Annotated in this window: 25 protein-coding genes; 11 read left to right on the top strand and 14 right to left on the bottom strand. The window is 69.3% G+C overall.

What is annotated here, in order from left to right; genetic code table 11:
- Nucleotides 1-63: 63 nt before the first annotated feature.
- Nucleotides 64-684 (bottom strand): TrmH family RNA methyltransferase, encoded by a 621-nt coding sequence (locus ACIBGM_RS10395; RefSeq protein WP_360514825.1) that lies wholly within the window; start codon nt 682-684, stop codon nt 64-66.
- A gap of 105 nt (nt 685-789) precedes the next feature.
- Here ACIBGM_RS10395 and ACIBGM_RS10390 point away from each other — a divergent pair, with 105 nt between their 5' ends.
- On the top strand, nt 790-1485 hold the full coding sequence (locus ACIBGM_RS10390) for a VTT domain-containing protein (RefSeq protein ID WP_360514822.1): 696 nt from the start codon (nt 790-792) through the stop codon (nt 1483-1485).
- On the opposite strand, the gene ACIBGM_RS10385 is transcribed toward ACIBGM_RS10390, so the two are convergent.
- The 6 genes from ACIBGM_RS10385 to pyrE all read right to left on the bottom strand — a co-directional run bounded on the left by ACIBGM_RS10385 (nt 1475) and on the right by pyrE (nt 8610).
- Complete coding sequence (locus tag ACIBGM_RS10385; RefSeq protein ID WP_360514819.1) at nt 1475-2701, bottom strand: hypothetical protein; 1227 nt, start codon at nt 2699-2701, stop codon at nt 1475-1477. The two genes, ACIBGM_RS10390 and ACIBGM_RS10385, sit on opposite strands and share 11 nt — an antisense overlap.
- A gap of 21 nt (nt 2702-2722) precedes the next feature.
- Nucleotides 2723-3100: a hypothetical protein gene (locus ACIBGM_RS10380; protein ID WP_396385152.1), complete on the bottom strand. Its 378-nt coding sequence runs from the start codon at nt 3098-3100 to the stop codon at nt 2723-2725.
- 114 nt (nt 3101-3214) lie between these two features.
- Nucleotides 3215-6199 carry a BTAD domain-containing putative transcriptional regulator gene (locus tag ACIBGM_RS10375; RefSeq protein ID WP_360514813.1) on the bottom strand — a complete coding sequence of 995 codons (2985 nt, stop codon included), beginning with the start codon at nt 6197-6199 and terminating at the stop codon, nt 3215-3217.
- A 215-nt stretch (nt 6200-6414) separates the two neighbouring features.
- Nucleotides 6415-7260 (bottom strand): LemA family protein, encoded by an 846-nt coding sequence (locus ACIBGM_RS10370; RefSeq protein ID WP_396385151.1) that lies wholly within the window; start codon nt 7258-7260, stop codon nt 6415-6417.
- 91 nt (nt 7261-7351) lie between these two features.
- Entirely contained in the window at nt 7352-8068 is a 717-nt protein-coding gene (locus ACIBGM_RS10365) for a hypothetical protein (RefSeq protein ID WP_396385150.1), read from the bottom strand.
- Nucleotides 8068-8610: an orotate phosphoribosyltransferase gene (gene pyrE, locus ACIBGM_RS10360; RefSeq protein ID WP_396385148.1), complete on the bottom strand. Its 543-nt coding sequence runs from the start codon at nt 8608-8610 to the stop codon at nt 8068-8070. The genes ACIBGM_RS10365 and pyrE overlap by 1 nt, the downstream gene beginning before the upstream one ends.
- Nucleotides 8611-8833: 223 nt before the next feature.
- Here pyrE and tdh point away from each other — a divergent pair, with 223 nt between their 5' ends.
- Nucleotides 8834-9883: an L-threonine 3-dehydrogenase gene (tdh, locus tag ACIBGM_RS10355; protein ID WP_360514801.1), complete on the top strand. Its 1050-nt coding sequence runs from the start codon at nt 8834-8836 to the stop codon at nt 9881-9883.
- Nucleotides 9883-11067 carry a glycine C-acetyltransferase gene (locus tag ACIBGM_RS10350; protein WP_360514798.1) on the top strand — a complete coding sequence of 395 codons (1185 nt, stop codon included), beginning with the start codon at nt 9883-9885 and terminating at the stop codon, nt 11065-11067. Before tdh ends, ACIBGM_RS10350 begins: the two co-directional genes overlap by 1 nt.
- 3 nt (nt 11068-11070) lie before the next feature.
- Here ACIBGM_RS10350 and ACIBGM_RS10345 read toward each other — a convergent pair whose 3' ends face one another.
- Together ACIBGM_RS10345 and ACIBGM_RS10340 are read right to left on the bottom strand one after the other, a co-directional pair.
- Nucleotides 11071-12036 (bottom strand): hypothetical protein, encoded by a 966-nt coding sequence (locus tag ACIBGM_RS10345; RefSeq protein WP_396385147.1) that lies wholly within the window; start codon nt 12034-12036, stop codon nt 11071-11073.
- A 48-nt stretch (nt 12037-12084) separates the two neighbouring features.
- Nucleotides 12085-12636, bottom strand: a complete 552-nt coding sequence (locus ACIBGM_RS10340) for a hypothetical protein (RefSeq protein WP_360514792.1) — start codon at nt 12634-12636, stop codon at nt 12085-12087.
- A 135-nt stretch (nt 12637-12771) separates the two neighbouring features.
- Between ACIBGM_RS10340 and ACIBGM_RS10335 the strand changes: the two genes are divergently transcribed.
- From ACIBGM_RS10335 to ACIBGM_RS10325, 3 genes are all read left to right on the top strand, one after another.
- Nucleotides 12772-13332: a hypothetical protein gene (locus ACIBGM_RS10335; RefSeq protein WP_360514789.1), complete on the top strand. Its 561-nt coding sequence runs from the start codon at nt 12772-12774 to the stop codon at nt 13330-13332.
- A 31-nt stretch (nt 13333-13363) separates the two neighbouring features.
- A complete protein-coding gene (locus tag ACIBGM_RS10330) occupies nt 13364-14449 on the top strand; it encodes a winged helix DNA-binding domain-containing protein (RefSeq protein WP_396385145.1) in 1086 nt (361 codons plus the stop codon).
- Nucleotides 14450-14511: 62 nt separating this feature from the next.
- A complete protein-coding gene (locus ACIBGM_RS10325; protein ID WP_360514783.1) occupies nt 14512-15336 on the top strand; it encodes an aldo/keto reductase in 825 nt (274 codons plus the stop codon).
- Between the two features lie 17 nt (nt 15337-15353).
- On the opposite strand, the gene ACIBGM_RS10320 is transcribed toward ACIBGM_RS10325, so the two are convergent.
- The gene (locus ACIBGM_RS10320) at nt 15354-16247 is read right to left on the bottom strand and encodes a LysR family transcriptional regulator (protein ID WP_360514780.1); all 894 of its coding nucleotides are present in this window, start codon (nt 16245-16247) and stop codon (nt 15354-15356) included.
- A gap of 99 nt (nt 16248-16346) precedes the next feature.
- Between ACIBGM_RS10320 and ACIBGM_RS10315 the strand changes: the two genes are divergently transcribed.
- The 3 genes from ACIBGM_RS10315 to ACIBGM_RS10305 are packed head-to-tail and all read left to right on the top strand — an operon-like array spanning nt 16347 to nt 17824.
- The gene (locus tag ACIBGM_RS10315) at nt 16347-16604 is read left to right on the top strand and encodes a hypothetical protein (RefSeq protein ID WP_360514777.1); all 258 of its coding nucleotides are present in this window, start codon (nt 16347-16349) and stop codon (nt 16602-16604) included.
- Nucleotides 16561-17454, top strand: coding sequence for a LysR family transcriptional regulator (locus ACIBGM_RS10310; protein WP_360514774.1), 894 nt, complete (start codon nt 16561-16563; stop codon nt 17452-17454). Before ACIBGM_RS10315 ends, ACIBGM_RS10310 begins: the two co-directional genes overlap by 44 nt.
- A gap of 49 nt (nt 17455-17503) precedes the next feature.
- Complete coding sequence (locus tag ACIBGM_RS10305; protein ID WP_360514771.1) at nt 17504-17824, top strand: hypothetical protein; 321 nt, start codon at nt 17504-17506, stop codon at nt 17822-17824.
- Nucleotides 17825-17867: 43 nt separating this feature from the next.
- Here ACIBGM_RS10305 and ACIBGM_RS10300 read toward each other — a convergent pair whose 3' ends face one another.
- Entirely contained in the window at nt 17868-18548 is a 681-nt protein-coding gene (locus ACIBGM_RS10300; RefSeq protein ID WP_360514768.1) for an NAD(P)H-binding protein, read from the bottom strand.
- A gap of 70 nt (nt 18549-18618) precedes the next feature.
- Between ACIBGM_RS10300 and ACIBGM_RS10295 the strand changes: the two genes are divergently transcribed.
- Complete coding sequence (locus ACIBGM_RS10295) at nt 18619-19215, top strand: helix-turn-helix domain-containing protein (protein ID WP_360514765.1); 597 nt, start codon at nt 18619-18621, stop codon at nt 19213-19215.
- On the opposite strand, the gene ACIBGM_RS10290 is transcribed toward ACIBGM_RS10295, so the two are convergent.
- A complete protein-coding gene (locus tag ACIBGM_RS10290; protein WP_360514762.1) occupies nt 19188-19976 on the bottom strand; it encodes an SDR family oxidoreductase in 789 nt (262 codons plus the stop codon). The genes ACIBGM_RS10295 and ACIBGM_RS10290 overlap by 28 nt on opposite strands.
- A 54-nt stretch (nt 19977-20030) precedes the next feature.
- Between ACIBGM_RS10290 and ACIBGM_RS10285 the strand changes: the two genes are divergently transcribed.
- The gene (locus ACIBGM_RS10285) at nt 20031-20702 is read left to right on the top strand and encodes a pyrimidine 5'-nucleotidase (protein WP_360514759.1); all 672 of its coding nucleotides are present in this window, start codon (nt 20031-20033) and stop codon (nt 20700-20702) included.
- Here the strand turns inward: ACIBGM_RS10285 and ACIBGM_RS10280 are convergent.
- Together ACIBGM_RS10280 and ACIBGM_RS10275 are read right to left on the bottom strand one after the other, a co-directional pair.
- Nucleotides 20660-21496, bottom strand: coding sequence for a carbohydrate ABC transporter permease (locus ACIBGM_RS10280; protein ID WP_360514756.1), 837 nt, complete (start codon nt 21494-21496; stop codon nt 20660-20662). The genes ACIBGM_RS10285 and ACIBGM_RS10280 overlap by 43 nt on opposite strands.
- Nucleotides 21493-22443 carry a sugar ABC transporter permease gene (locus tag ACIBGM_RS10275; protein ID WP_360514753.1) on the bottom strand — a complete coding sequence of 317 codons (951 nt, stop codon included), beginning with the start codon at nt 22441-22443 and terminating at the stop codon, nt 21493-21495. Before ACIBGM_RS10275 ends, ACIBGM_RS10280 begins: the two co-directional genes overlap by 4 nt.
- Nucleotides 22444-22447: the final 4 nt, after the last annotated feature.

The raw sequence follows: 22447 nt of genomic DNA, 5'->3' as shown, positions 1-22447 counted from the left end.
TGGGGCTGACTTTGGTCGAGAAGCCTCACTTCCACCTCAACAACGTGGAACGAGCCGCCGGGGTTACGGCTTCTGGTCGAAGGTGTGGCGGCGGATCCAGGCGTGCAGGGCGATCGCGGCGGCGGCACTGGCATTGATGGAGCGGGTGGAGCCGAACTGGGCGATGGACAGTACGGCGCTGCAGATCGCGTGCGCCTCGTCCGTCAGCCCCGGGCCTTCCTGGCCGAACAGCAGGATGCAGGCCGCCGGGAGCTCGTAGGTCTCCAGCGGGACCGAGCCGGGCAGGTTGTCGATGCCGATCACGGGCAGCCGATGCTCGGCGGCGTACGACGCGAGGTCCCCGAGGCGCGGGTGGTGCCTGACGTGCTGGTAGCGGTCGGTGACCATCGCGCCGCGGCGGTTCCACTTGCGGTTGCCGACAATATGGACCTCGGCGGCCAGGAAGGCGTTCGCAGTCCGGACGACCGAGCCGATGTTCAGGTCGTGCTGCCAGTTCTCGATCGCGACGTGGAACGGATTCCGCTGCGTGTCCAGGTCCGCGACGATCGCCTCGAGCGTCCAGTACCGGTACTTGTCGACCACGTTCCGTCGATCGCCGTGTGCGAGCAGTTCCGGGTCGAACCGTGGATCGTCAGGCAGATCGCCCTGCCACGGGCCCACGCCGACCTCGTTCGGGCCGACCATGTCGGATACCTTCCCCGCCCCACCGCCCCGGTCGTCTGCACCGATCAGGTCCCGCTTTGAGTCTCCAGGAAGCTCATGCACAGGTTGGGACGCTACCCTGTCCGCGTGCTTTCTCTTGTCGCGATGCTGATGCCGAACTGGATGGACCCGGAGTACCTGCTGACCTGGCTGGGTGACTGGTCCCTCTGGGGCACGGCTGCGGTCGTGTTCATCGAGTGCGGGTTGCTGTTCCCGATCCTGCCCGGTGACTCGCTGCTGTTCGCCGTCGGCCTGTTCATCGCGCACGGCACGATCGACGTGCCGCTGTGGCTGGCCTGCGTGATCCTGACCGTCGCGGCCTTCCTCGGCAACGTGTCCGGCTACTACATCGGCCGGGTGCTCGGCACCACGCTGTTCACCAACCCGAACGCGCGGTTCCTGAAGCCGAAGTACATCGAGGAGACGCACGCGTTCTTCGAGAAGTACGGCCCGCGGGCGCTGGTGCTGGCCCGGTTCGTCCCGATCGTGCGCACCTTCATCACGGTCGTGGCCGGCGCCGGCAAGATGGACCCGCGGAAGTTCTTCGTCTGGACCGGCGTCGGCGCCGTCCTCTGGGCCACCGGCCTGACCCTGCTCGGCCACGCCCTCGGCCAGGTCAAGTTCATCCACGAGCACCTCGAGTCGGCGATCCTGCTGATCGTCCTGGTCTCCGTGGTCCCGATGTTCGTCGAGTGGTTCCTCGCCAAGCGCCGCGCCCGCAACGCCCCCGCCGAGCCGGCCGCCGACGCCCCCAAGCACGCGGCGAACAACGTCAGCGAGTGATCTCGCGCCACCGCGCCAGACACAACTCCAGCGGCACCGACGGCACTCCCTGGCCAAGCGCCTCGAACGGCTCTCCGGCCAGTAGCCGCTGGACGTCGTCCGGCCTGATCCGGGCGTGCTTGCTGACGAACTGCCGCTCGGACACGTCGATCCGTACGTCGAGCTCCCTCAGCTGAGCCTGGATCCGCGAGACGCCGTAGAACTCGGGCTTCGCGCCCTTCTCCAGCCAGCGCCCGTACCCGAGCACCGTGGTCTCGATGGGCACCTCGCGCATGGCAGCGCTGACCAGGCCGAGCTCCTCGCGCAGCTCGCGCTCCATCCCGGCCGCCACAACGTCGGTCAGCCGATCGCGACCCTCGACGTCCAGCGGCTCCAGGCTCCCGGAACCGCTCGGGGCGACCAGGCCCGCGGACGATCGCGACCCGACGCCCTGGTGCACCAGCACCATCCAGCCGTCCGAGGTCAGCGCGACCGTGGAGACACCGACCTGGTTGCCGAGCTCCGTCGCGGTCAGCGGGATCAGCCGGCCGTCGTCGGCGATCAGGTGCCGGGTGATGTCCGCGACGGACCGCCCGAGCCGCCGGCTCATCCACTGGTGCCCGGCCAGGTAGTTCGACGCCATCATGTCGAAGTACCGGACCGGCTGCAGGTGGACGGCGCCGCCGGCCGGATCGGGATCCTCGCCGAGGCCGATGTTCAGTCCGTCGAACGGCGGAGCCGCCGTACGCGACCGCTGGGACCGGGCCAGCGCGATCACGGCCGGCTTGATCGCCGCCAGGTCGGGCGGAAGCGAGTACTGCCGCGGATCGAGCACGACCGGCCGGTCCAGGCTGCGGTCGACCGACGGGCTGGTGACCACGCGACCCTGCGAACAACGGACCAGCTGCCAGTCACCTTGCAGGACGACGTCCGGAATCGGCTGGTCGATCGTGTACAGGTCGTTGAGCTCCTTGCGTACGTCGATCCAGTCGCTGACCAGCGGGATCAGACCCAGCACGGCCAGCACGATCGCGATCACGCCGGTCCCGAGGCTGTCGACGCCCAGCGCAAGCACACCGGCCAACGACAACGCCGTACCGGCCATCACCGCCCAGTTCTTCGCCAGCAGCAGTCGCGCCCAGCCCCACGAGGCCGAGAACCGATGCCGCAACCACAGTCGCGTCCCGTGCCGGATCGGCTGAACCGGAGCAGAACCGGCCGTCTCGATGTCTCCCACGAGGCGCAATTATCAGGGCTGTCAGTGCGCGAAGGGGAAGTGGGGGTGGGACCAGACCCAGTCGGTGGTGAGGGTGGTCAAGAGGGCTACTTCGACTGCGGGGCGGAGGAGGGGGCCTACCACCTGGCCGGAGTCGAGTGAGCAGGCCACTCGGATCCGGTCTGCCGCCTGGTACCAGACCAGCGCCCCCCGTGGCGCCGCGCCCTCTTCGAGGAGGGCATGGTGGCCGAGCCAGCGCACCGCGTCGGCGGGATCGTGCCAGCCGCTGTCCTGGGCGTAGCCGAAGGCCATCCGCTGGAACTTGAGCGGCCAGTCCTGCCAGGCCGTCGATCCCACCCGCTCCAGCTGCCAGTTCAGTGCGGCCTCGGTGTCCCGCGGGTTCGCCACCCGCCGTTCCACGACAACCTCCCCCCAGGCCATAGCCAAGTTCCTTCCCCCGCGCCCCCGAACCCGCCGGCCTGTGTTGCCGTGGTGGGACAGATCCTGGTCGACGGGGATACACCCGCCGTACATTCAGCCGGCCGCGGTTGTGGTGTCGAAGGTGGCGAGCTCGCGCCGGCACTCGGCGGCGCGGATGTCGTTGCCGGCCTGCTGCCAGACCCGTGCGGCCCGGTCGAGCGTACGGCGGGCTGCGTCGAGGTTGCCCGTGGACAGGTACAGCTGCCCGAGGTGCTGCGCCGCCTGGCCCTCGACGCTGCGGTCGCCGAGCCGATGCCCGATGTCGATCGAGTCGAGCAGCATCTTCCGCGCGGCCGCCACCTCACCGCGTTCCATGAGCGTCTGCCCGAGGTCGGCCCGGGTGTACGCGGCGCAGTGGTCGTCGCCCATGCCGTTGAAGATCTTCAGCGCCACCCGCAGTTGCCGGACGGCCTCGTCGTACTTGCCCTGGCGCGCCCGCACTGCCGCGATCCGACGCCGTACCTTGGCCTCGCGGTGGCTGTCGACCCGTCGTACGGCGATCAGGAAAGCCTGGGCCAGGTAGCGCCCGGCCGTCACGGTGTCGTCGCGGGCCAGCCAGATGTTCGCGATCGCGGTCCGGGCCAGGGCTTCGGCGTTCGCGTTGCCGACCTCGACGAACGCCTCGACCGCGCTCTCGTACTGCGTGAGCGCTTCGTCCCGCCGGCCGCGTTCGCGCAGCCAGGTCCCGAGGCCGACCTTCGCGATGCCCTCGCCGAGCCGGTCGCCGACCTCGGTGGACAGCTGCGCGGCCCTATCGAGGTGTTGCCAGGCGGTGTCCCAGTCGTCCTGGTACAGCGCGAGCTGGCCGAGGTTGCGGTGCATGATCGACTCGCCTCGCCGGTCCCCGCAGGCGCTCGCGCTGAGCAGACCCTGCTGGTGCGACCCGTTCCAGTCGTCGAAGCCGGCCCGCATGTCCAGGTACGGCGCCCATGCCGAGGCGATCCGCCACGCCTGGTCGTGCAACCCGTTCTGCGCGGCCGCCCGGATCGCCGGCACGAACGTGCTGCGCTCGCTGTCGAACCACGCGATCGCGTCGGTCTCGGTGAACGGCGACGGGTCCGGTCCGGTCACCGGCCCGGTGTGCTCCAGGACGCCGAAGTACACGAAGGCGAGCGCGGCGTTGGCCCGGCGGATCTTGTTCAGGATCGCGTCCAGCACGGTCGTGACGTCCCGGACTGCCTGCGCCTTCTGCTCCTCGTCACCGACCCCGATCGCGTGCAGCCGGAGCAGGTCGTGGACCCGGTAGCGCGCCGTACCGCGGTGGTCGACCGAGCTGATCCGGACCAGGTTGACCTCGATCAGCCGGTCCAGACTGCGCCGTACGGCGGCCTCCGACGCGACCGCCTCGAGCGCACGAGCCGAGAACACCCCGACCGCGAAGTGGCCGATCAGCCGGTAGAGCCGGGCCTCCCCCGGGTTCAGCGCGTCGTAGCTGAGATCCGCACTGGTCCGTACGGCGAGCTCGCCGATGCTGAGCTCGTCGAGCCGGGACGTCTCGTCGCGCAACCGCCGGGCCAGCTCACGCGGACTCAGGTCCGGTCGCTGAGCCAGCCGGCTGCCGACGATCCGGATCGCCAGCGGCAGGTTCGCGCAGGCAGCCAGGATCTCCTCGGCCGCGGGCGACGTCCGGTCGACGCGGCCGGCGCCGGCCACCAGGTCGAGCAGCGCGGCCGCCTCGGCGTCGTCGAACGTGTCCAGCGGCATGCTGTCCGCACCGGCCAGGTCCATCAGCCGGTTCCGGCTGGTGACGACGACCGCGGACGCGCCGGTACCGGGCATCAGCGGCGTCACCTGACTCGCCGTGGCAACGTCGTCGAGGATGATCAGCACCCGGCGGCTGGCCAGCTCGGACCGCAGCATCGCCGACCGCCGCTCGGGGTCGGTGGGGATCGCGTAATCGGGCAGGTTGAGGCTGAGCAGCAGATCGGTGAGCGCTGCCGCCGGATCCCGCGGCTGCGTCGCGCCGTGCATGTCCAGGTAGATCTGCCCGTCCGGGAAGTACTCCCGGACCAGATGGCCGAGCCGAACGGCCAACGAGGTCTTCCCGGTCCCGGGAGCACCAGAGATGACCGCAATCGGCGGACGGACCGGGTCACGGCCACAGACCAGGTCGCGCAGCTGGTCCAGCTGGTCCTGGCGACCACTGAAGTCGGGCAGGTCGAGCGGGAGCTGACTCGGCGGTCGCTGCGGGTCGGTCAGCTCCGGCGCCGCCATCGGGCCTGGCTGTGTGGCGTCCGGCTGGCCGCGTTCCGTCGTACGCGCGGCTGGGATGCCGGGGTTGGGCCAGTTGGCGGAGCGGCCGTTCTGGGCGCGGGCACCGGCGGCCTCGAGCTCCGGACCGGGCTTGATGTCGAGCTCGTCCGCGAGAGTCTGCAGAGCCTTGGCGTACGCCGCCCGCGCTTCACCGACCCGTCCTGCGGCCAGGAGCGCGTCGACGAGTCGCCGCCAGAGTTGCTCGTCATACGGGTCGTCTGTGAGGCGTGCGCTGAGCAGGACGGCCGCACCACTCGCGTCGCCAAGCTCCAGGCGCAGATCCAGGAGCGAGTCGACCAGACCGCGGTGCTGCGCCTCCAGACGGGCCAGCGAGCCCTCCCACGCGGCCGGAATCGACAGGTCCTCGAGTGGACGGCCACGCCAGAGCGCGTAGGCCCGCGACAGCACCTGCATGGCCTGGCGGCCCTCACCGGCGTCGCGGAGGTGACCGCCCTCGGCCAGCAGCGACTCGAACAGGCTGGCGTCGAGCTCGTCGACACCGACCTCGATGCTGTAGCCGGCGGCCGACGTGTCGATCGGCGCGGGCAGCCCGGCATCCTGCAGGACACCACGCAGCGCCCGGACGTAGGTGCGGATGTTCGCCGTCGCCGAGCGCGGCGGAGTGTTCTCCCAGAGCGCGTCGGCGATCAGATCGGTCGAGACGAACCGGTTAGGGTGCAGCAGCAACGTTGCCAGCAGTTGCCGCGGCTTGGCCGCCCGGAGCGGCTGGCCCTGGACGTGGACGAGGCGCAGAGGTCCGAGGATTCCGTACCTCAGACTGTCCACTCGCCTGCCCTCTCCGCTCGAACCGGCCCATTTTGGCATCCCGCCGTACCCGCCGGAAAGGCCGATGTACGCCGGATGTATCTCACTGCGGCACTGTTGACACAGGTACCGGGGGGAGGGCAGGCCCGGGTGTGACGACTGACCGCCGTCGCTCCCGGGTCTGGCACTGGGCGAGAGTTCGGGTTCGGGGGACCCGGACCACGGGGAACCGGTGCCTACCGGTCACCGGTGAACGGCGGCTGTCCGTCCTGCGGCGCGGGGGAACCCGCAGGCGGGCCGCCCACCGGTGGCTGGCCCTGGTACCCCGGCTGGCCCTGGTACTGACCCGGCTGGCTCTGGTACGGCGGCTGGCCCGGCTGCTCGTAGCCCGGGAACTGCGGCTGCCCCTGGTAGTTGCCCTGGTCACCCGGAATCTGCGGGTGGATCTGGCCGGACGACTGCGGCCCCGGCTGCATCTGCGGCGGCGCCTGCTCACCGGCGACCGAGCCGATGGTGCCGAACGAGACCTGCGGGACCGATCGGACCTGCTCGTCCGTGACCTCGAAGTAGCCGGCCTTCTCGAACTTGAAGCCGTTCGCGATCAGGTTCGACGGGAACGCCTCGACCCGGGTGTTGTAGTCGCCCACGTTGGCGTTGAAGAACCGCCGGCCGGCCGCGATCCGGTCCTCGGTGTCGGTCAGCTCGCGCTGCAGGTTGAGGAAGTTCTGGTTCGACTGCAGCTGCGGGTAGGCCTCGACCGAGACCATCAGCTGACGCAGCGCACCGGACAGCTCGCTCTCCGCCGCAGCCCGCTGCTCCGGCGGGGCGCCCTGCACGTTCACCGCCTGGGTGCGCAGCCGGGCGACCTCCTCGAACACGTGCCGCTCGTGCGCGGCGTACGCCCGGACCGTCTCGACCAGGTTCGGGATCAGGTCGTAGCGCCGGTGCAGCTCGACGTCGATCTGCCGCCAGGACTCCTGGATCAGGTTCCGCTGCTTGACGAACCGGTTGTACGACACGATCAGCGCGAGTCCCACAATCACGACGACCGCAACGATCGCGATGATGACGAAGGTCAGCATTCCCCTGCTCCCGAGTGTTGGCGATGCTCAGGAGCGACTCTACGGCTGATCCGTGTCAGGAAGAGGGCGTCGCAGGGTTCTCAGACGCCCTCTATGTCTGCGGCGGCTGCGGAGCGCGCGGGTCGACGCCTGCGTAGTCGCGCCAGACGTACGGCGGGACCTGCTCGAGAACCTGCTGCAGCAGCGACAGCCGGTTCATCACCTCGGCCGGGTTGTGCGCGCCCTGGTCCCAGCCGACCAGGGAGTTGCCCTCCACCCGCCAGCCGATCTCGCCGCGGGCCAGCAGCAGCTCCATCATCCGCGGTGTCACCACCGCGTGCCCGAACCGCTCGTCGTCCGCCTTCACCCGGAACGCCCGGTTGAACTGGTCGCTCTCGAACTGGATGTCGCGGAACCCGAACGCGTTCGCCACCGCCCCGCCGAAGATCCCCTCGTGGGTGACCTCCAGGTGCGGCAGCACACCGGGCAGCTGGAGCACGACGACGCCGAACTTGTGCGTCGTCGTACGGCGATGGCCCTTCGAGTTCCTGGTGTGGGTCTGGTAGCTGTAGTCGAAGGCAACCATCTGGTGCCCGTTGAAGGCGCCGGACAGCACGTTCGTCGCGCGCCGGTTGTCACCGGCCTGGAACGGCGTGCCCGCCCACTGGTTGGCCAGCCCGTTGTTGGCCGGCACGTACGACCAGCCGTTCTGGCCGGCGAACGCGGCGAACTGCTCGCGGCGTTTCTTCGCCGCCATGTAGTTGAAGTAGAAGATCCCGGCGCCGACCACGACGGCGATCAGGACCATCACGACCGGGTTGAGCTCCATCAGAGACCCAGGTCCTCGAGGCCGAACACCGAGCGGTACTCCAGGCCTTCCGACTCCACCCTCTCCTGCGCCCCGGTCGCCCGGTCCACGATCACCGCGACCGCGACCACCTCGGCGCCGGCCTCCCGCAGCGCCTCGACCGCGGTCAGCACCGAGCCGCCGGTGGTGGAGGTGTCCTCGACCGCGAGGACCCGGCGGCCCTTCACGTCCGGGCCTTCGATCCGCCGCTGCAGACCGTGCGTCTTCTCGGCCTTGCGTACGACGAACGCGTCCAGGCGACGGACCGTCTGGGCGGCCGCGTGCAGCATCGACATCGCGACCGGGTCGGCGCCGAGGGTCAGTCCGCCGACTGCGTCGTACTCGAGATCGTTGGTCAGCTCGAGCATCGCCGGGCCGATCAGCGGGGCCGCGGCGGCGTCCAGCGTGATCCGGCGCAGGTCGACGTAGTAGTCGGCTTCCTTCCCCGACGCCAAGGTCACCTTGCCGTGCACGACGGCCTTGGATTTCACCTGCTCCAGCAGCGCGTCCCGGTCGTAGCTCATGGCGCACAAGCCTAGATCACGGGACAGTTCAGGCCTTCTTGCTCACGTTCACCAAGTGACCGAAAGCAACTGATCTGTCCGGAGAGTGGAACAGTCCCCGCATGACTCCCCGCATGGCGACAAGTATGCAGTTGAACTGCAAAGGCTGTGTACGACGTGTCGATGGACGCCGGTGGTTGCCCGGGACGACGATGTGGACGATCGTCGAAGGTGGAGGTGTGCCGTGAAGGCACTCGTGAAGGCCGAGGCCAAGCCCGGCCTGTGGTTGCAGGACGTGCCCGAGCCCAAGATCGAGGCCGACGAGGTGCTGATCAAGGTGCTCCGCACCGGGTTGTGCGGCACCGACCTGCACATCCAGAGCTGGGACCACTGGGCGCAGAAGAACGTGCCGGTGCCGATGGTGACCGGGCACGAGTTCGTCGGCGAGGTGGTCGAGATCGGCGTCGGTGTCCGCGACGTCGCTATCGGTGACCTGGTGAGCGGCGAGGGTCACCTGGTCTGCGGCCGCTGCCGCAACTGCCGGGCCGGCCGCCGCCACCTGTGCATCAAGACCCGCGGCCTCGGTGTGCACATCCCAGGCGCCTTCGCCGAGTACGTCGCTCTGCCCGCGAGCAACGCATGGGTGCACAAGGACCCGGTCGATCTGGATGTCGCCGCGATCTTCGACCCGTTCGGCAACGCCGTACACACCGCACTGTCGTTCCCGCTGGTCGGCGAGGACGTGCTGATCACCGGCGCCGGGCCGATCGGCGTGATGGCCGCCGCGGTCGCGCTGCACGCCGGCGCGCGCAACGTGGTGATCACCGACCTGTCGGAGTACCGGCTGGACCTGGCCCGCAAGATCGGCGTCACCCGCGCGGTCAACGTCGGCGAGGAGTCGATCGCCGACGCGCAGCAGGCCCTCGGCATGCGGGAGGGGTTCGACGTCGGGATGGAGATGTCCGGGCAGCCGGCCGCGCTGCGGGACATGCTCGCGAACATGACGCACGGCGGCCGGATCGCGATGCTCGGGCTGCCGTCGGACGAGATCGCGATCGACTGGAGCACGGTGGTGCTCAACATGCTGACCATCAAGGGCATCTACGGCCGGGAGATGTTCGAGACCTGGTACTCGATGTCGGTGATGCTGGAACGCGGCCTGGACCTGACCCCGGTGATCACCCACCGGTTCGGGTACGGCGACTTCGAGCACGCCTTCGAGGTCGCCCGGCAGGGGCAGTGCGGCAAGGTGATCATGGACTGGACTCGCGACACGTTGGAGGAGAAGCACTGATGTTCGGGCGGATGCGGGACGACCTGACGACGACCATCGGCGAGATCCGGGACGCCGGGCTGTACAAGTCCGAGCGGGTGATCACGTCACCGCAGCAGTCGCTGATCTCCGTTGCCACCGGCAATGAGGTACTGAACTTCTGCGCGAACAACTACCTCGGGCTGGCCGACCACCCCGAGGTGATCGCGGCTGCCCGGGCCGCCCTGGACCAGTGGGGCTTCGGGATGGCGTCGGTGCGGTTCATCTGCGGCACGCAGCAGATCCACAAGGACCTGGAAGGTGCCCTGAGCAACTTCCTCGGCAGTGAGGACACGATCCTCTACAGCTCCTGCTTCGACGCCAACGGCGGCCTGTTCGAAACGCTGCTCGGCGCCGAGGACGCGGTCATCTCCGACGAGCTGAACCACGCCAGCATCATCGACGGCATCCGGCTGTCCAAGGCGAAGCGCTACCGCTACAAGAACCGCGACATGGCCGACCTTGAGGCCCAGCTCAAGGACGCCGCCGACGCCCGCTACCGGCTGATCGCCACCGACGGCGTCTTCTCGATGGACGGGTACGTCGCCCCGCTCGACGAGATCTGCGACCTGGCCGAACGGTACGACGCCCTGGTCATGGTCGACGACTCGCACGCGGTCGGCTTCGTCGGCCCCGACGGCGCCGGCACCCCGTCGCTCTTCGGCGTCAAGGACCGCGTCGACGTCATCACCGGAACCCTCGGCAAGGCCCTCGGCGGCGCCTCCGGCGGCTACGTCTCCGGCCGCCGCGAGATCGTCGAGCTGCTCCGCCAGCGCTCCCGCCCCTACCTGTTCTCGAACTCCCTGGCCCCGTCGGTGACCGCCGCGTCCCTGAAGGCCCTCGAGCTCATCGGCGGTTCCAGCGACCTGCGCGACAAGCTCACCGCCAACACCAAGCTGTTCCGCACCAAGATGACCGAAGCCGGCTTCGACGTACTCCCCGGCGACCACCCCATCTCCCCCGTCATGATCGGCGACGCCGCCGAAGCCGGCCGCCTGGCTGACAAGCTGCTGGAGCTCGGCGTCTACGTGATCGGCTTCTCCTACCCCGTCGTACCGCACGGCAAGGCCCGGATCCGCGTCCAGCTCTCGGCCGCCCACTCCACCGAAGACGTCGAGCGCGCCATCGCCGCCTTCATCGAGGCCCGCGCGGCGCTCGCCGGGTAGACGTCACGCCAACGGGTCCGGTACGCCGAGGACCTGCTCGAGCTGGGCCGCAACCGCGTCCAGGTCCTGGCCGATCGTGTCCGGGCTACCGGATTCCAGCAGGCGCCGGATATCGGCCCGTGCCGCACGTACGGCGTCGCGCAGGGCGAGCGCCCGTTGTTGCGCGGACTCGTCCGGGGCCGTCGGCTCCAGAGCGGTCAGTCGATCCTCGAGCGCTGTGATCCGGCTCTCCGTGATGTTCCAGCCGCCGGCGGCTTCTTCGGGCGACGGCTGCGAGCGGAGTTCCGGGATGAGCACGCGCGCGAACCACGCCACCTCTTCCTCGGCGGACGCGAGGTCGGCCCGCCAGTCCCGGCGGTGGCTCGCCCTGACGAGAAGCGGAATGCCGACGGCGAGTGCGACCAGGATCGCCCCCAGCGTCCACCACAACCAGGTGGGCGTGCCGTCCGCCTCGGCCGACGTGGGCTGGACCGACGGCGAACTGGTCGGCGGCGGGCCTGCCGGGGTTTCCGCCTCAGTTGGAGCGATCGTCTGCTCGGGATCCGAGGTCGGTTCCTGCGCAGGCTGCGTCGGCGACGGGGCCGCCTCGGTGCGGCTCGGTGGTGGCGCCGGCTGGGTCGGCGAGGGGGCTGCCTGGGGTACCGAAGACCGCGGGGACTCCGGTTCGGAGGTGGCCGTGGTCTCCTCGCGTTCCGGCGACCGGGTGCGCTCCGGCTCGGAAGTGGTCGTGGTCTCCTCGCGTTCCGGTTCGGAGGTGGCCGTGGTCTCCTCGCGTTCGGGCGACCGGGTGCGGGTGGGTTCGGCGGTGGCCGTCTCCTCGCGGTCCGGTGAGCGGGTGGGATCCGGGAGCGTCGCCGTCGGCGACGCCACCGATCGCGTCGACGTCGGAGCCGGCCGGTCGGCCGATCCGGTGTCTCCGCAGGAGCCGAGCAGCAGGACGGCCACCGCCAGACCAGCTGCTCGCACCATCAGCGGCACCGGAACGGCCTCCGTTCCCTGGTCACCCTCTGGCGCGTACTACTTGCCGTCTTCACTGCCGTCGCCGCCCGCGGCGCGGGCGTCGCGCTCGATCTCGGCGGTGTCGGCCTTCAGTTGCTTCGCCTCGGTCTTCTTCGCACGCTTCATCGCCCGCTCGACCTTGGCGCCCATGTCCGAGACGCCGACGACCACGAGCCCCGCTTGGCCGGCGTCGAGATGCTCGCCGAGCTCCTTGAGGTCGCCGCGGCTCATGCCCGCCGCCGCATGGCCTGCCACCGACCCCAGGACCGCACCGCCGGCCGTCGTGGCCGCGAGCAGCCCACCGCCGATCGCTGCGAACGGGAACAGCGCCACGACCAACCCGGTCGCCAGCCCTACGCCACCGCCGAGCACCCCTCCGGCCCGGGTGGGTGTCTCGTGCTTGCGGGCGATCTTCACCTTGCCGTCATCACGTCGCTCGATGACGGCCGCGTCGTACGCGTCGATCAGTCCGGCATCGGTGTGCAGCTTCTTGACGACCTCGTAGTCCGCTTCCGCGTCGCGCAGATCGTCGTAGACCCCGACGTAGGCGATAAATGTGTCGATCGCCATCTGAGTTTCCCCCTTGTCGGCTCGTCCTGTCCGAACGAACATCGCACCTCGGCCGCGCCCCGGCCTCATCCACCTGGGGCGATATTCGGACGCTCCGTCTAAGGTGATCCCGGTTCGTCCGGGTGAGGGAGCGTCATGCGTCGGGTGCTGGTTGCTGCTGGGGTTGTGGTGTTGTTGTGCGTCGCGGGCTGTGGTGAGGACCAGCCAGTTGCGGCTACGTCGTCGAGCGCGCCGAGTGTGGTGACGCCTACTGCGGTGCCGAGTGCTCCGGTGGCGAGTACTCCGCCGGCGACGGCCAAGCCTGCACGGTTGACGGTCGCCGCGGCAGGAGAGCGGTACCTGGCGGTGACTCGGCCGTACAACGTGGCGTTGGAGCGGTTCGAGAAGGCCGCCAACAGTGGGGCGTCGGTGGCGACGCTGCAGGCGCGGGCGCGGGCTGTTGCGGCGGCGAATCTCGCGGAGTCCAAGGCGCTGCGGTCGATCGCTTGGCCGACCAAGGTGTCGGCCCAGATCCAGGCGCTCGCGCGTGCCGACGCAGCCGCCCGGCCGCACTGGCTGCGGGTGGCGGCGGCGGACAGCCTCTCGGAGATGGCCCGCAACGTGAAGCTCGCCTCTGCGGAGAGCGGCAAGGCGCCGGCCGCCGAGATCCGCCGGCTCCTCGGCCTGCCGAAGTACGACGAGAAGGACTACAGCTGACTTTGTCGGTGCTGCCGGGCAGGATTCCTGCATGGCGGTTCTGAGTGCGAAGGCAGTCAATCGGGCGACGCTTGCGCGGCAGCTGTTGGCGGAGCGGTCCGACGTGTCCGCGGCCGAGGCTGTCGGGCGGCTGGTGGGGATGCAGGGGCAGGAGCCCAAGCATCCGTACGTCGGGTTGTGGTCCCGGGTCGACGGGTTCGCCGAGGAGGACCTGGATCGGGCGGTCGAGGATCGCTCAGTGGTGCGAGCGACGTTGTTCCGCGGCACGCTGCATCTGGTGACCGCCGAGGACTACCTGCGGTTCAGGACCACCCTGGCGCCGGTGCTCGAGGCGGGGTTGAAGATGCTCAAGGAGCGCGGCGAAGGGCTCGAGCCGGACAAGGTCGTGAAGGCCGCGCGGAAGTTGCTGGCCAGGGAGCCGCTGACGTTCACCGAGGTCCGGGACGCCCTGCAGAAGGAGTTCCCGGCGGTGAACGAGCGGGCGCTCGGGTTCTGCACCCGGATGATGGTGCCGCTGGTGATCCACCCGACCGGCACCCGCTGGAGCTGGCCGGCGAACGCGCGCTTCACCCCGGCCGAGGAGTGGATCGGCGGGAAGCTGCACCCGAAGCCCGAGGCGGAGGAGCTCGTCGTCCGCTACCTGGAGGCGTTCGGCCCGGCGACACCCGCGGACTTCCAGACCTGGTCCGGCCTGCCGAAGGCGAAGCCCTTGTTCGACGGCCTCGAGCTCGAGGAGTTCACCGACGAGGCCGGCAAGACGCTGTACGACGTACCGGACGGGCCGCGGCCGGATCCCGACACGCCGGCGCCGGTCCGGTTCCTCCCGGAGTTCGACAACCTGCTGCTCGCGCACGCCAAGCGGGAGCGGATCATCGCCGACGAGCACAAGCCGGCGGTGTTCACCAAGAACCTCCGGGTCAAGGCGACGTACACCGTGGACGGCCTGGTCGCGGGCCTGTGGACGGCCGTGGCGAAGCGTGGTGTGGCGACTCTCACGCTCACGCCGTTCGGGCGGACGACGAAGAAGACGCTGGCCGAGCTGGAGCGCGAGGGAGCAGGGCTGCTGCGGTTCCTGGAGCCGGATGCGAAGACCCATGAGGTGGTTACGGCCGGTTGATGAGGTAGTTGTCACACGTCGGATGACTGGGCCGGAACCCCTCGGCCCGGTGGAATGGACAGATGAGCACAGTCCCCACCACCACCCTGGACAACGGCGTCGAGATCCCGCAGCTGGGCCTGGGGGTCTGGCAGATCGAGGACGATCTCGTCACCGACGTCGTGTCCGCCGCGTTCGAGACCGGCTACCGGCACATCGACACGGCCGCGATCTACGGCAACGAGGCCGGCGTCGGGCGGGCGATCGCCGCGTCCGGCCTGCCCCGCGACGACCTCTTCATCACCACCAAGCTGTGGAACAGCGACCAGGGCTACGACACCACCCTGGCGGCGTTCGACAAGAGCCTGGAGCGGCTCGGCCTCGAGTACGTCGACCTGTACCTGATCCACTGGCAGTCGCTGAAGAAGGACAAGTACGTCGACACCTGGAAGGCGTTCGAGCAGCTGTACGCCGACAAGCGGATCCGCGCGATCGGGGTGTCGAACTTCCACGAGCCGGCGCTGCGGCGGCTGTTCGAGGAGACCACGATCCGGCCGGCGGTGAACCAGATCGAGCTGCACCCGGCGCTGCCGCAGGACGAGCTACGCGCGTTCAACGCGGAGAACGACATCGTCACGCAGGCCTGGAGCCCGCTCGCGCAGGGCGAGTTGCTCGGTCAGCCGGCCCTGAAGACGCTGGCCGACAAGCACGGCAAGACGCCGGCCCAGGTCGTCATCCGCTGGCACCTGCAGCTCGGCAACGTGGTGATCCCGAAGTCGAAGACGCCGAGCCGGATCCAGGAGAACTTCGAGGTCTTCGACTTCCAGCTCGACAACGACGACATGGCCGCGATCGCCGACCTCGAGACCGGCGTCCGCACCGGCGGCGACCCGGACACCTTCGGCTGAGGCGTGCCCGAGGCGAGCTAGGCCAGCTCCAGGAAGCGGGCCAGGACCGGGGAACGGTTGTCCGGCGACCAGGCGATGGACAGTTGCCAGGGTGGTAGGTCGTCGGACAACTCGCGGTAGACGACCGCGTCCGGGTTCGACGGCGGGGTCGGTCCGATCAGCAGCGAGACCCCGAGTCCGGCAGCCACCAGCGACACGATCGTCTGCACGTCGGCCGCCTCCTGCTCGATCCGCGGAGTGAACCCGGCCGCGCGGCAGTAGCCGACGATCGAGTCGTGGACGACGGGTCCGCTCAACCGGGTGTAGAAGACGAACGGGTCCTCCGCGAGCTCCGCGAGCCGGATCCGCTTCCGCCGTACCAGCCGATGTCTTGCCGGAAGTACGGCGACCAGCGAGTCGTTCGACACCACCCGCGTCAGCAGGCCGTCCATCCTCCCGGCCGTGGCCCGGGCACCTTCCGGGGTCGTCGGACGCATCAGCCCGACGTCGATCCGGCCGTCCCGCAACGCCTCGGTCTGCCGGATCGTCGTCACGCTCTCCAGATCCAGCACGACCTCCGGGTACGCCTGCCGGAACGTGCCCAGCAACCGCGGCAGCACCTCGAACGTCGCCGACTGCACGAACCGCAGGCGCAAGGTCCCCAGCTCACCCCGCTGCGTCCGCTGCGCGGTCCGCACCGCCTCGTCGGACCGCCGGAGCAGGTCCTGCGCATCGGCCAGGAAACTCTCGCCGGCCGCGGTCAGCACGAACCGGCGCTTGACCCGGGCGAACAACTCGACGCCCAGATCCCGTTCCAGCGCGGCGATCTGCCGGCTGAGTGACGGCTGGGTCAGGTGCAGCCGTACGGCGGCCCGGCCGACGTTCATCTCCTCGGCCACCACCACGAACGATCTGAGCTGGCGGAGTTCCATACCTCCGATCATGCACCAGACACATCAACTCTGCGAGCAGATTTCATTGGACGCATGAAGGAGTGAGTTCTTACCGTCGAAGGGACGAAAGGAAACACCGTGATCTACGTCCCCTACAACGTGCTCAAGACCATCCACGAAGAGACCCACTCGGCGTTCCCGAACGCCCCGGTGATCCCGCAGGCGCCGCAGCGTCCGCGCCGGCACCCGATCCGCGCCGTACGGCGTGCGCTGCGGGGCCGGGCCGTGCAGCCGCGTCCCACGCTGGCGCTGGTGACCGGTGCCGATCACGAGCTGTGCGAAGCTGAGCTTCGTGATCGAGGTTCGAAGGTTGCGGGTGCTGCGCGCGCTTGCTGATCACGGCACCGTGACCGCGGCCGCCGAGGTGCTGCACCTGACGCCCTCGGCGGTCTCGCAGCAACTGGCAGCCCTGGAGACCGAGGTCGGCCAGGAACTGCTCGAACGCCGCGGCCGACGCGTCGCGATCACCTCGGCCGGGCGCCTGCTGCTCGCCCACACGGACACGATCCTCGCGGAGGTCGAGCGGGCCGAGGAGGCGATGCGGCTGCACGCGAACGGCGCGACCGGCGAGGTCCGGGTCACCGCGTTCGCGACGGCGATCACCTTGCTGGTCGCGCCCACCCTGGCCCGCCTGCGCGAGACCAACCCCGGCCTCGACCTCGTCGTCCGCGATGCCGAAGGCCACCAGGGCGTCACCCAGCTGCTCGACGGCGACGCGGACATCGCCATCGCCGTCGAGCACCGCGGTTCCCCCCGCGCGGACGACCAGCGCCTGGTCCGGATCCCCTTGTACGCCGAGCCGTTCGTCGCCGTACTGCCGCCGTCCCACCCGGCTGCCGCGGCCGACGTGATCGAGTTGCCGATGCTCGCCGGGGACGACTGGGTGATGCCGTCGCCCGGCAACCCGATCCGCGATGTCGTCCTGCTGGCCTGCGAACAGGCCGGCTTCCAGCCTCGCGTCGTCCATCAGTCCGACGACTTCCGCGCCGTCGCCGCCCTGGTCGCGGCCGGGGGTGGCGTCTCCCTCGTCCCCCGGCTCGCCGTCCCTGCGCAGGCGGTCGTCCGGCCGTTGACCGAGCCCGTGCCCACCCGCCGCGTCTACGCCGCCGTGCGCTCGAGCCGGGCCGATCACCCGCTCGTCACCGCGACTCTCGCCGTACTGACCGAGGTCGCCGAGAAGCTGTGATCCGGCTCAGCTGAGCCGGTCGGCCGCCGTACGGGCCAGCTTCTCGAAGTTGGACGCCTTCACCCCGTCGCCCATCTCGCGGAAGGCGAGCACCGAGACGACGGCGCCGTCGCGGGTGACGGCGTACGGGAAGCCGCCCGGCTCGCTGCCCGGGTCGGACGGGAGCGGGCAGTCGTACCAGCGCAGGATGACGGTCGCGTCGCCGACCGGCAGCGTCCGGTTCTCGGTCAGCTCGCGGGCGTGCGTCGGCGCGGGATCGAGCGCCTTGCAGGACTTGATCGTCGCGACGATCTTCGCCGCTTCGGCACCGCGGACGGCGTCTCCGCCGGCTCCGGAAGCGACCGCTCCGCCGACGGCGGCGTCGTCGTGACCCTCACCGTCGACTGCCCGGCCAGGGCCGAGTTGGTTGGAACTCAGTTGGCGATCACCACCGTGCGGCGGATCACCGACTCGTCGGCGACGGCCTGCAGGAGGTAGGTGGCGACGTCGGCGCGGGTCATGCTGAAGCCGCCGCGGACGGTGCCTTCGGTGTTGCTGCGGATCCGGCCCTTCGGCGCGGCGTTGGTCAGCCGGGGCGGGCACACGATCGTCCAGTCCAGGTCGGCCGGCTGGACCAGCTCCTCCATCCGCCGGGAGTCGGTGAGCGAGTCCTTCAGGACCCGGCCGAGGATCGGCTTCACGACGTACTTCGTGAACGGATCGTCTCCGGTGGTGTGGATCGCGGCGGCGCTGACCACGAGCAAACGCCGTACGCCGGTCTGACCCATCGCCTCGACCATGCTGCGGGTCCCGTCCGCACAGACAGTCGTCGGCCCACGCCCACGCGGCCCCAGCGCCGACAGTACGGCGTCCTGCCCGGAGATCACCGAAGCGATGGCGGCCGGGTCCATCACCTCCGCACTCACCACCTCGAGCGCACCGCCGTGCGCTCCAACCCCCGCCGGCACCTGCACGTCGACCGTCGAGCCTTCCCGCACGACCGCAGTCACCTCATGCCCAGCCGCCAGCGCCTGCCGCACCAACTCGGTTCCGATCCGGCCCGACGCCCCGAACACCACGAGTTTCATCGTCTCCGCCTCCAGGTTAGTAAACACTCACTAACCATGGTTAGTGAACACTCACCAACCTGTCAAGGTAGGCTGCCTGCAGGCGAGAGGAGGTCCGGTGGGCACCAGGGACGACATCCTGGACGCGGCCGCGGAGGTGATGCGGACGCAGGGCTACGCGCGCGCGACGACCAAGTCGATCGCGCAGGTCGCGGGCTACTCCGAGGCTGCGCTCTACAAGCACTTCGCCGACAAGACCGCGATCGTGCTCGCAGTGTTCAACGAACGGCTTCCCGATCTGGCGGAGTCGCTGATGGCACTCATCACCAGCGCCGGCAGCGGCACGGTGCGCAGCAACCTGACCCTGCTGGCCCGCACCGCGATCGACTTCTACGCGGAGAGCTTCCCGATCATGGTCTCGCTGTTCTCCTCCCGGGACCTGCTCGCCACCCACCGGGTCCGGATGCACGAGCTGAACGCCGGTCCGCACAAGGCGCAGGAGGGCCTGGTCGCCTATCTCCGAGCGGAGCAGAAGCTCGGCCGCGTCCGCCGTACCGCCGACCTCTCAGCCGCCGCGGCATTGCTCTTCGGCTCCTGCTTCCAACGCGGCTTCGAGATCAACTTCACCGGCGCCAACCCGACCGAGGCCGAGCTCGACACCTTCGCAACCGCCCTCGCCAAGACCCTCTACGAGTCCCTCCGTCCGGCAAGATAACGGCGGCGGCCGTCGAGGCCTACGGTGGAGATGCGGGCGATGAGGGTGCGGGGGACGTAGCGGGCCGCGACGGTGAGGAGTTTGTAGCGGCGGGTCGGGATCGAGATCGCCTTGCCGCGCATCAGGTCCTGCCAGGCGGCGTCGACCATGTCGGCCGCGTCCAGCCACATGAACGACGGGATGACCGACTTGTCCATCCCCATCCGGTCGTGGAACTCGGTGTGCACCAGCCCCGGGCACAGCGCCATCACCGCGACACCCTTCGAGTGCAGCTCGGTCGCCAGCCCGGCGGAGAACGTCGTCACCCACGCCTTGTGCGCGTTGTAACTGCCCCGCTGCAGGAACCCGGCGATCGACGACACGTTGATCACCGCACCCGACCCGCGCTCGATCATCGGCAGTACGGCGGCATGCGTCAGCCGCAGCACCACCCGGACCAGCAGGTCGAACTGCTTCTCCTCGACCTCGACGGGGTTCGCCCAGAACGGCTTCTTCTGCCCGAACCCGGCGTTGTTGACCAGCACCTCGATCGGCCCGGACCGGAACCGCTCCTCCACCTTGGCCAGGTCGTCCGGGTCGGTGAGGTCGGCCGGCAGCACCTCGCAGGCGACGCCGTGCAGCCGGGTGAGCTCGGAGGCCGTCTCCTTCAGCCGCGCCTCGTCCCGCGACACCAGCACCAGGTCGTAGCCCTCCAGCGCCAGCTTGTCCGCGAACGCCCGGCCGATCCCGGTCGCCGGCCCGGTGATGAGCGCAGTCGCCACGTTCTCGCATCCTCCCGTCGATGACAGTTCCCAGTCTGTCACTACTCTGGACGGGTGCTGGCGGACATCGACACCTGGGTGCTGGATCTCGACAACACGCTCTACCCGGCGGGCTCGGCGCTGGCCGAGCAGGTCACGCACGGCATCCTGTCGTCGGTGGCCGAGTTCTACGGCACCGACGTGGCCGGCGCCCGGCGGATCCAGGCCGAGCTGGTCGCGCAGTACGGCACGTCGCTGCGCGGCGCGATGACGACGCGGGACATCGACCCGCACGAGTTCCTCAGCTTCGAGCGGCGGATCGACTACACCGTGCTCAGCCCGGACCCGACCCTCGCCAAGGCGCTCAGCGCGCTCCCGGGACGCCGGTACGTCTACACGAACGGCTCGTCGTACCACGCCGAGCAGGCGCTCCGGCAGCTCGGCCTGACCGCCTGCTTCGACGGCATATTCGACATCCTCGCCGGCGACCTGATCCCGAAGCCGTACGAGGAGAGCTTCGACGCCTTTCTGGCCCGCTTCACCGTCGATCCGGGGCGCGCCGCCATGTTCGACGATCTCCCGGTCAACCTCGAGGTTCCGCGGGCCCGGGGCATGGCGACGATCCTGGTCGACGGTGCGGTCGGTACGCCGTACGAGGAGATCAGCCCGCGGCACTGGCGGGTCAGCGAGTTGGCGGCCTTCCTTCACTCCTTGACGGCGCCCGCGGTCAGGCCCTCCACGATGTAGCGGCTGGCGACGGCGAACAGGATCATCGTCGGCACGATGCTCAGTACGGCGGCCGCCGACATCGAGCCCCAGTCGATGTTGTAACTGCTGATGAACCCGTTCAGCGCCGCCGGGATCGTCTTGTTGCTGTCGCTGTTCAGCAGCGTCACCGACAGGAACAGCTCGTTCCAGCAGTTCACGAAGTTGAAGATGTACGACGCCGCGATCCCCGGCGTCATCACCGGCACCAGCACCCGGAACAACGCGGACAGCCGCGAGCACCCGTCTACCATCGCGGCCTCCTCCAGCGAGGCCGGCACGTTCTCGAAGAACCCGCGCAGCATCACGGTGCACAGCGGGATCGACATCGCGACGTACACCAGGACCAGGCCCCAGCGGTTGTCGACCAGGTACATCCGGGTCATCAGGATGTAGAGCGAGCCGAGCGCGATGAACCCGGGGATCATCTGCGTCACCAGGAACGCGCCCATCACCGCGCCCTTGGAGACGAACTCGAACCGCGCCAGCACGTACGCCGACAGCAGTGAGACCACCGTGGCCAGCGCGGCGGCGACCGTGGACACGATCAGGCTGTTGCCGACGAAGACCCCGAAGTTCGACGTGCCGAACAGGCCGCGGTAGTTCTCCAGCGACCAGGCGCTCGGCCAGTACCTCAACGGGTAGGCGAAGATCGTGCCCGGGTCCTTGAACGACGTGATCAGGATCCAGTACAGCGGGAACACCGTGAAGAGCAGGCAGATCCCGAGCCCGCCGAACTTCACGATCCGGCCGGCCAGGGTTTCGGAGCGGATCATCTGAGTGCCTTCCTGGGCCGGATCGCCATCAGGTAGAAGACGGCGAACAGCAGCAGCACGAACACGACCATCACGCCCATCGCCGAGGCGCGTCCGTAGTCACCCTCCTGGGTCACCTGGATCATGTACGACGTCACGATGTGCGTCTCGTTCGCGGGGCCGCCGCCGGTCATGCCGAAGATCAGCTCGGGTGAGTTGAAGATCCAGATCACCCGCAGCAGCACGGTCAGCGCCAGCGTCGTCCGGATCGACGGAATGGTGATGCTGAACAGCGTCCGGACCTTGCCGGCGCCGTCGATCGCGGCCGCCTCGTACAACTCCTCCGGCACCGACTGCAGGGCCGCGAGGATCATGATCGCGAAGAACGTCACGCCGTACCAGACGTTCGCGACGATGACCGCGAACATCGCGTACCGGGCGTCGGCCAGCCACGGCACCGGGGTGTCGATCAGGTGCGTCTTCATCAGCAGGTCGTTGACCACGCCGAACTCGCCGTTGAACATCCAGCGGAACAGGATGCCGATCAGGAACCCGGACACCGCCCACGGGAAGAACACCAGCGCCTGGTACGTCCCGCGGAACCGGAACTTCCGGCGCAGCCAGAGCGCCATCGTGAAGCCGATCAGGAACTGCGGGACCAGCGAGCCGACCACCCAGACGACTGAGTTCTGCACCGTGCCGCGGAACATCTCGTCGTCCAGCAGCGTCCGGAAGTTGTCCAGGCCGACCCACGACGTGTCCGAAAGGTCGTTCAGGTTGTAGTTCCGGAACGCCATCTGGATCCCGCTCAGCAGCGGGTAGTAGGTGAACAACCCGACGAACACCAGCGCGGGCAGCATGAAGGCGAACAGCACCAGCGCGGTCCGCCCGGTGAACCGCTTCCTGCTGACCGGCCGCCTGGTCGCGGGTGGCTGCACAGCCGGCCGGTCAGTTTCCGTCAAAGCCATCTGC

The sequence above is a fragment of the Kribbella sp. NPDC050470 genome, assembly GCF_044458365.1.
GTDB lineage: Bacteria > Actinomycetota > Actinomycetes > Propionibacteriales > Kribbellaceae > Kribbella.
Note: the sequence above shows the minus strand (reverse complement) of the source record. Positions and strands in the feature narration are given on the sequence as shown.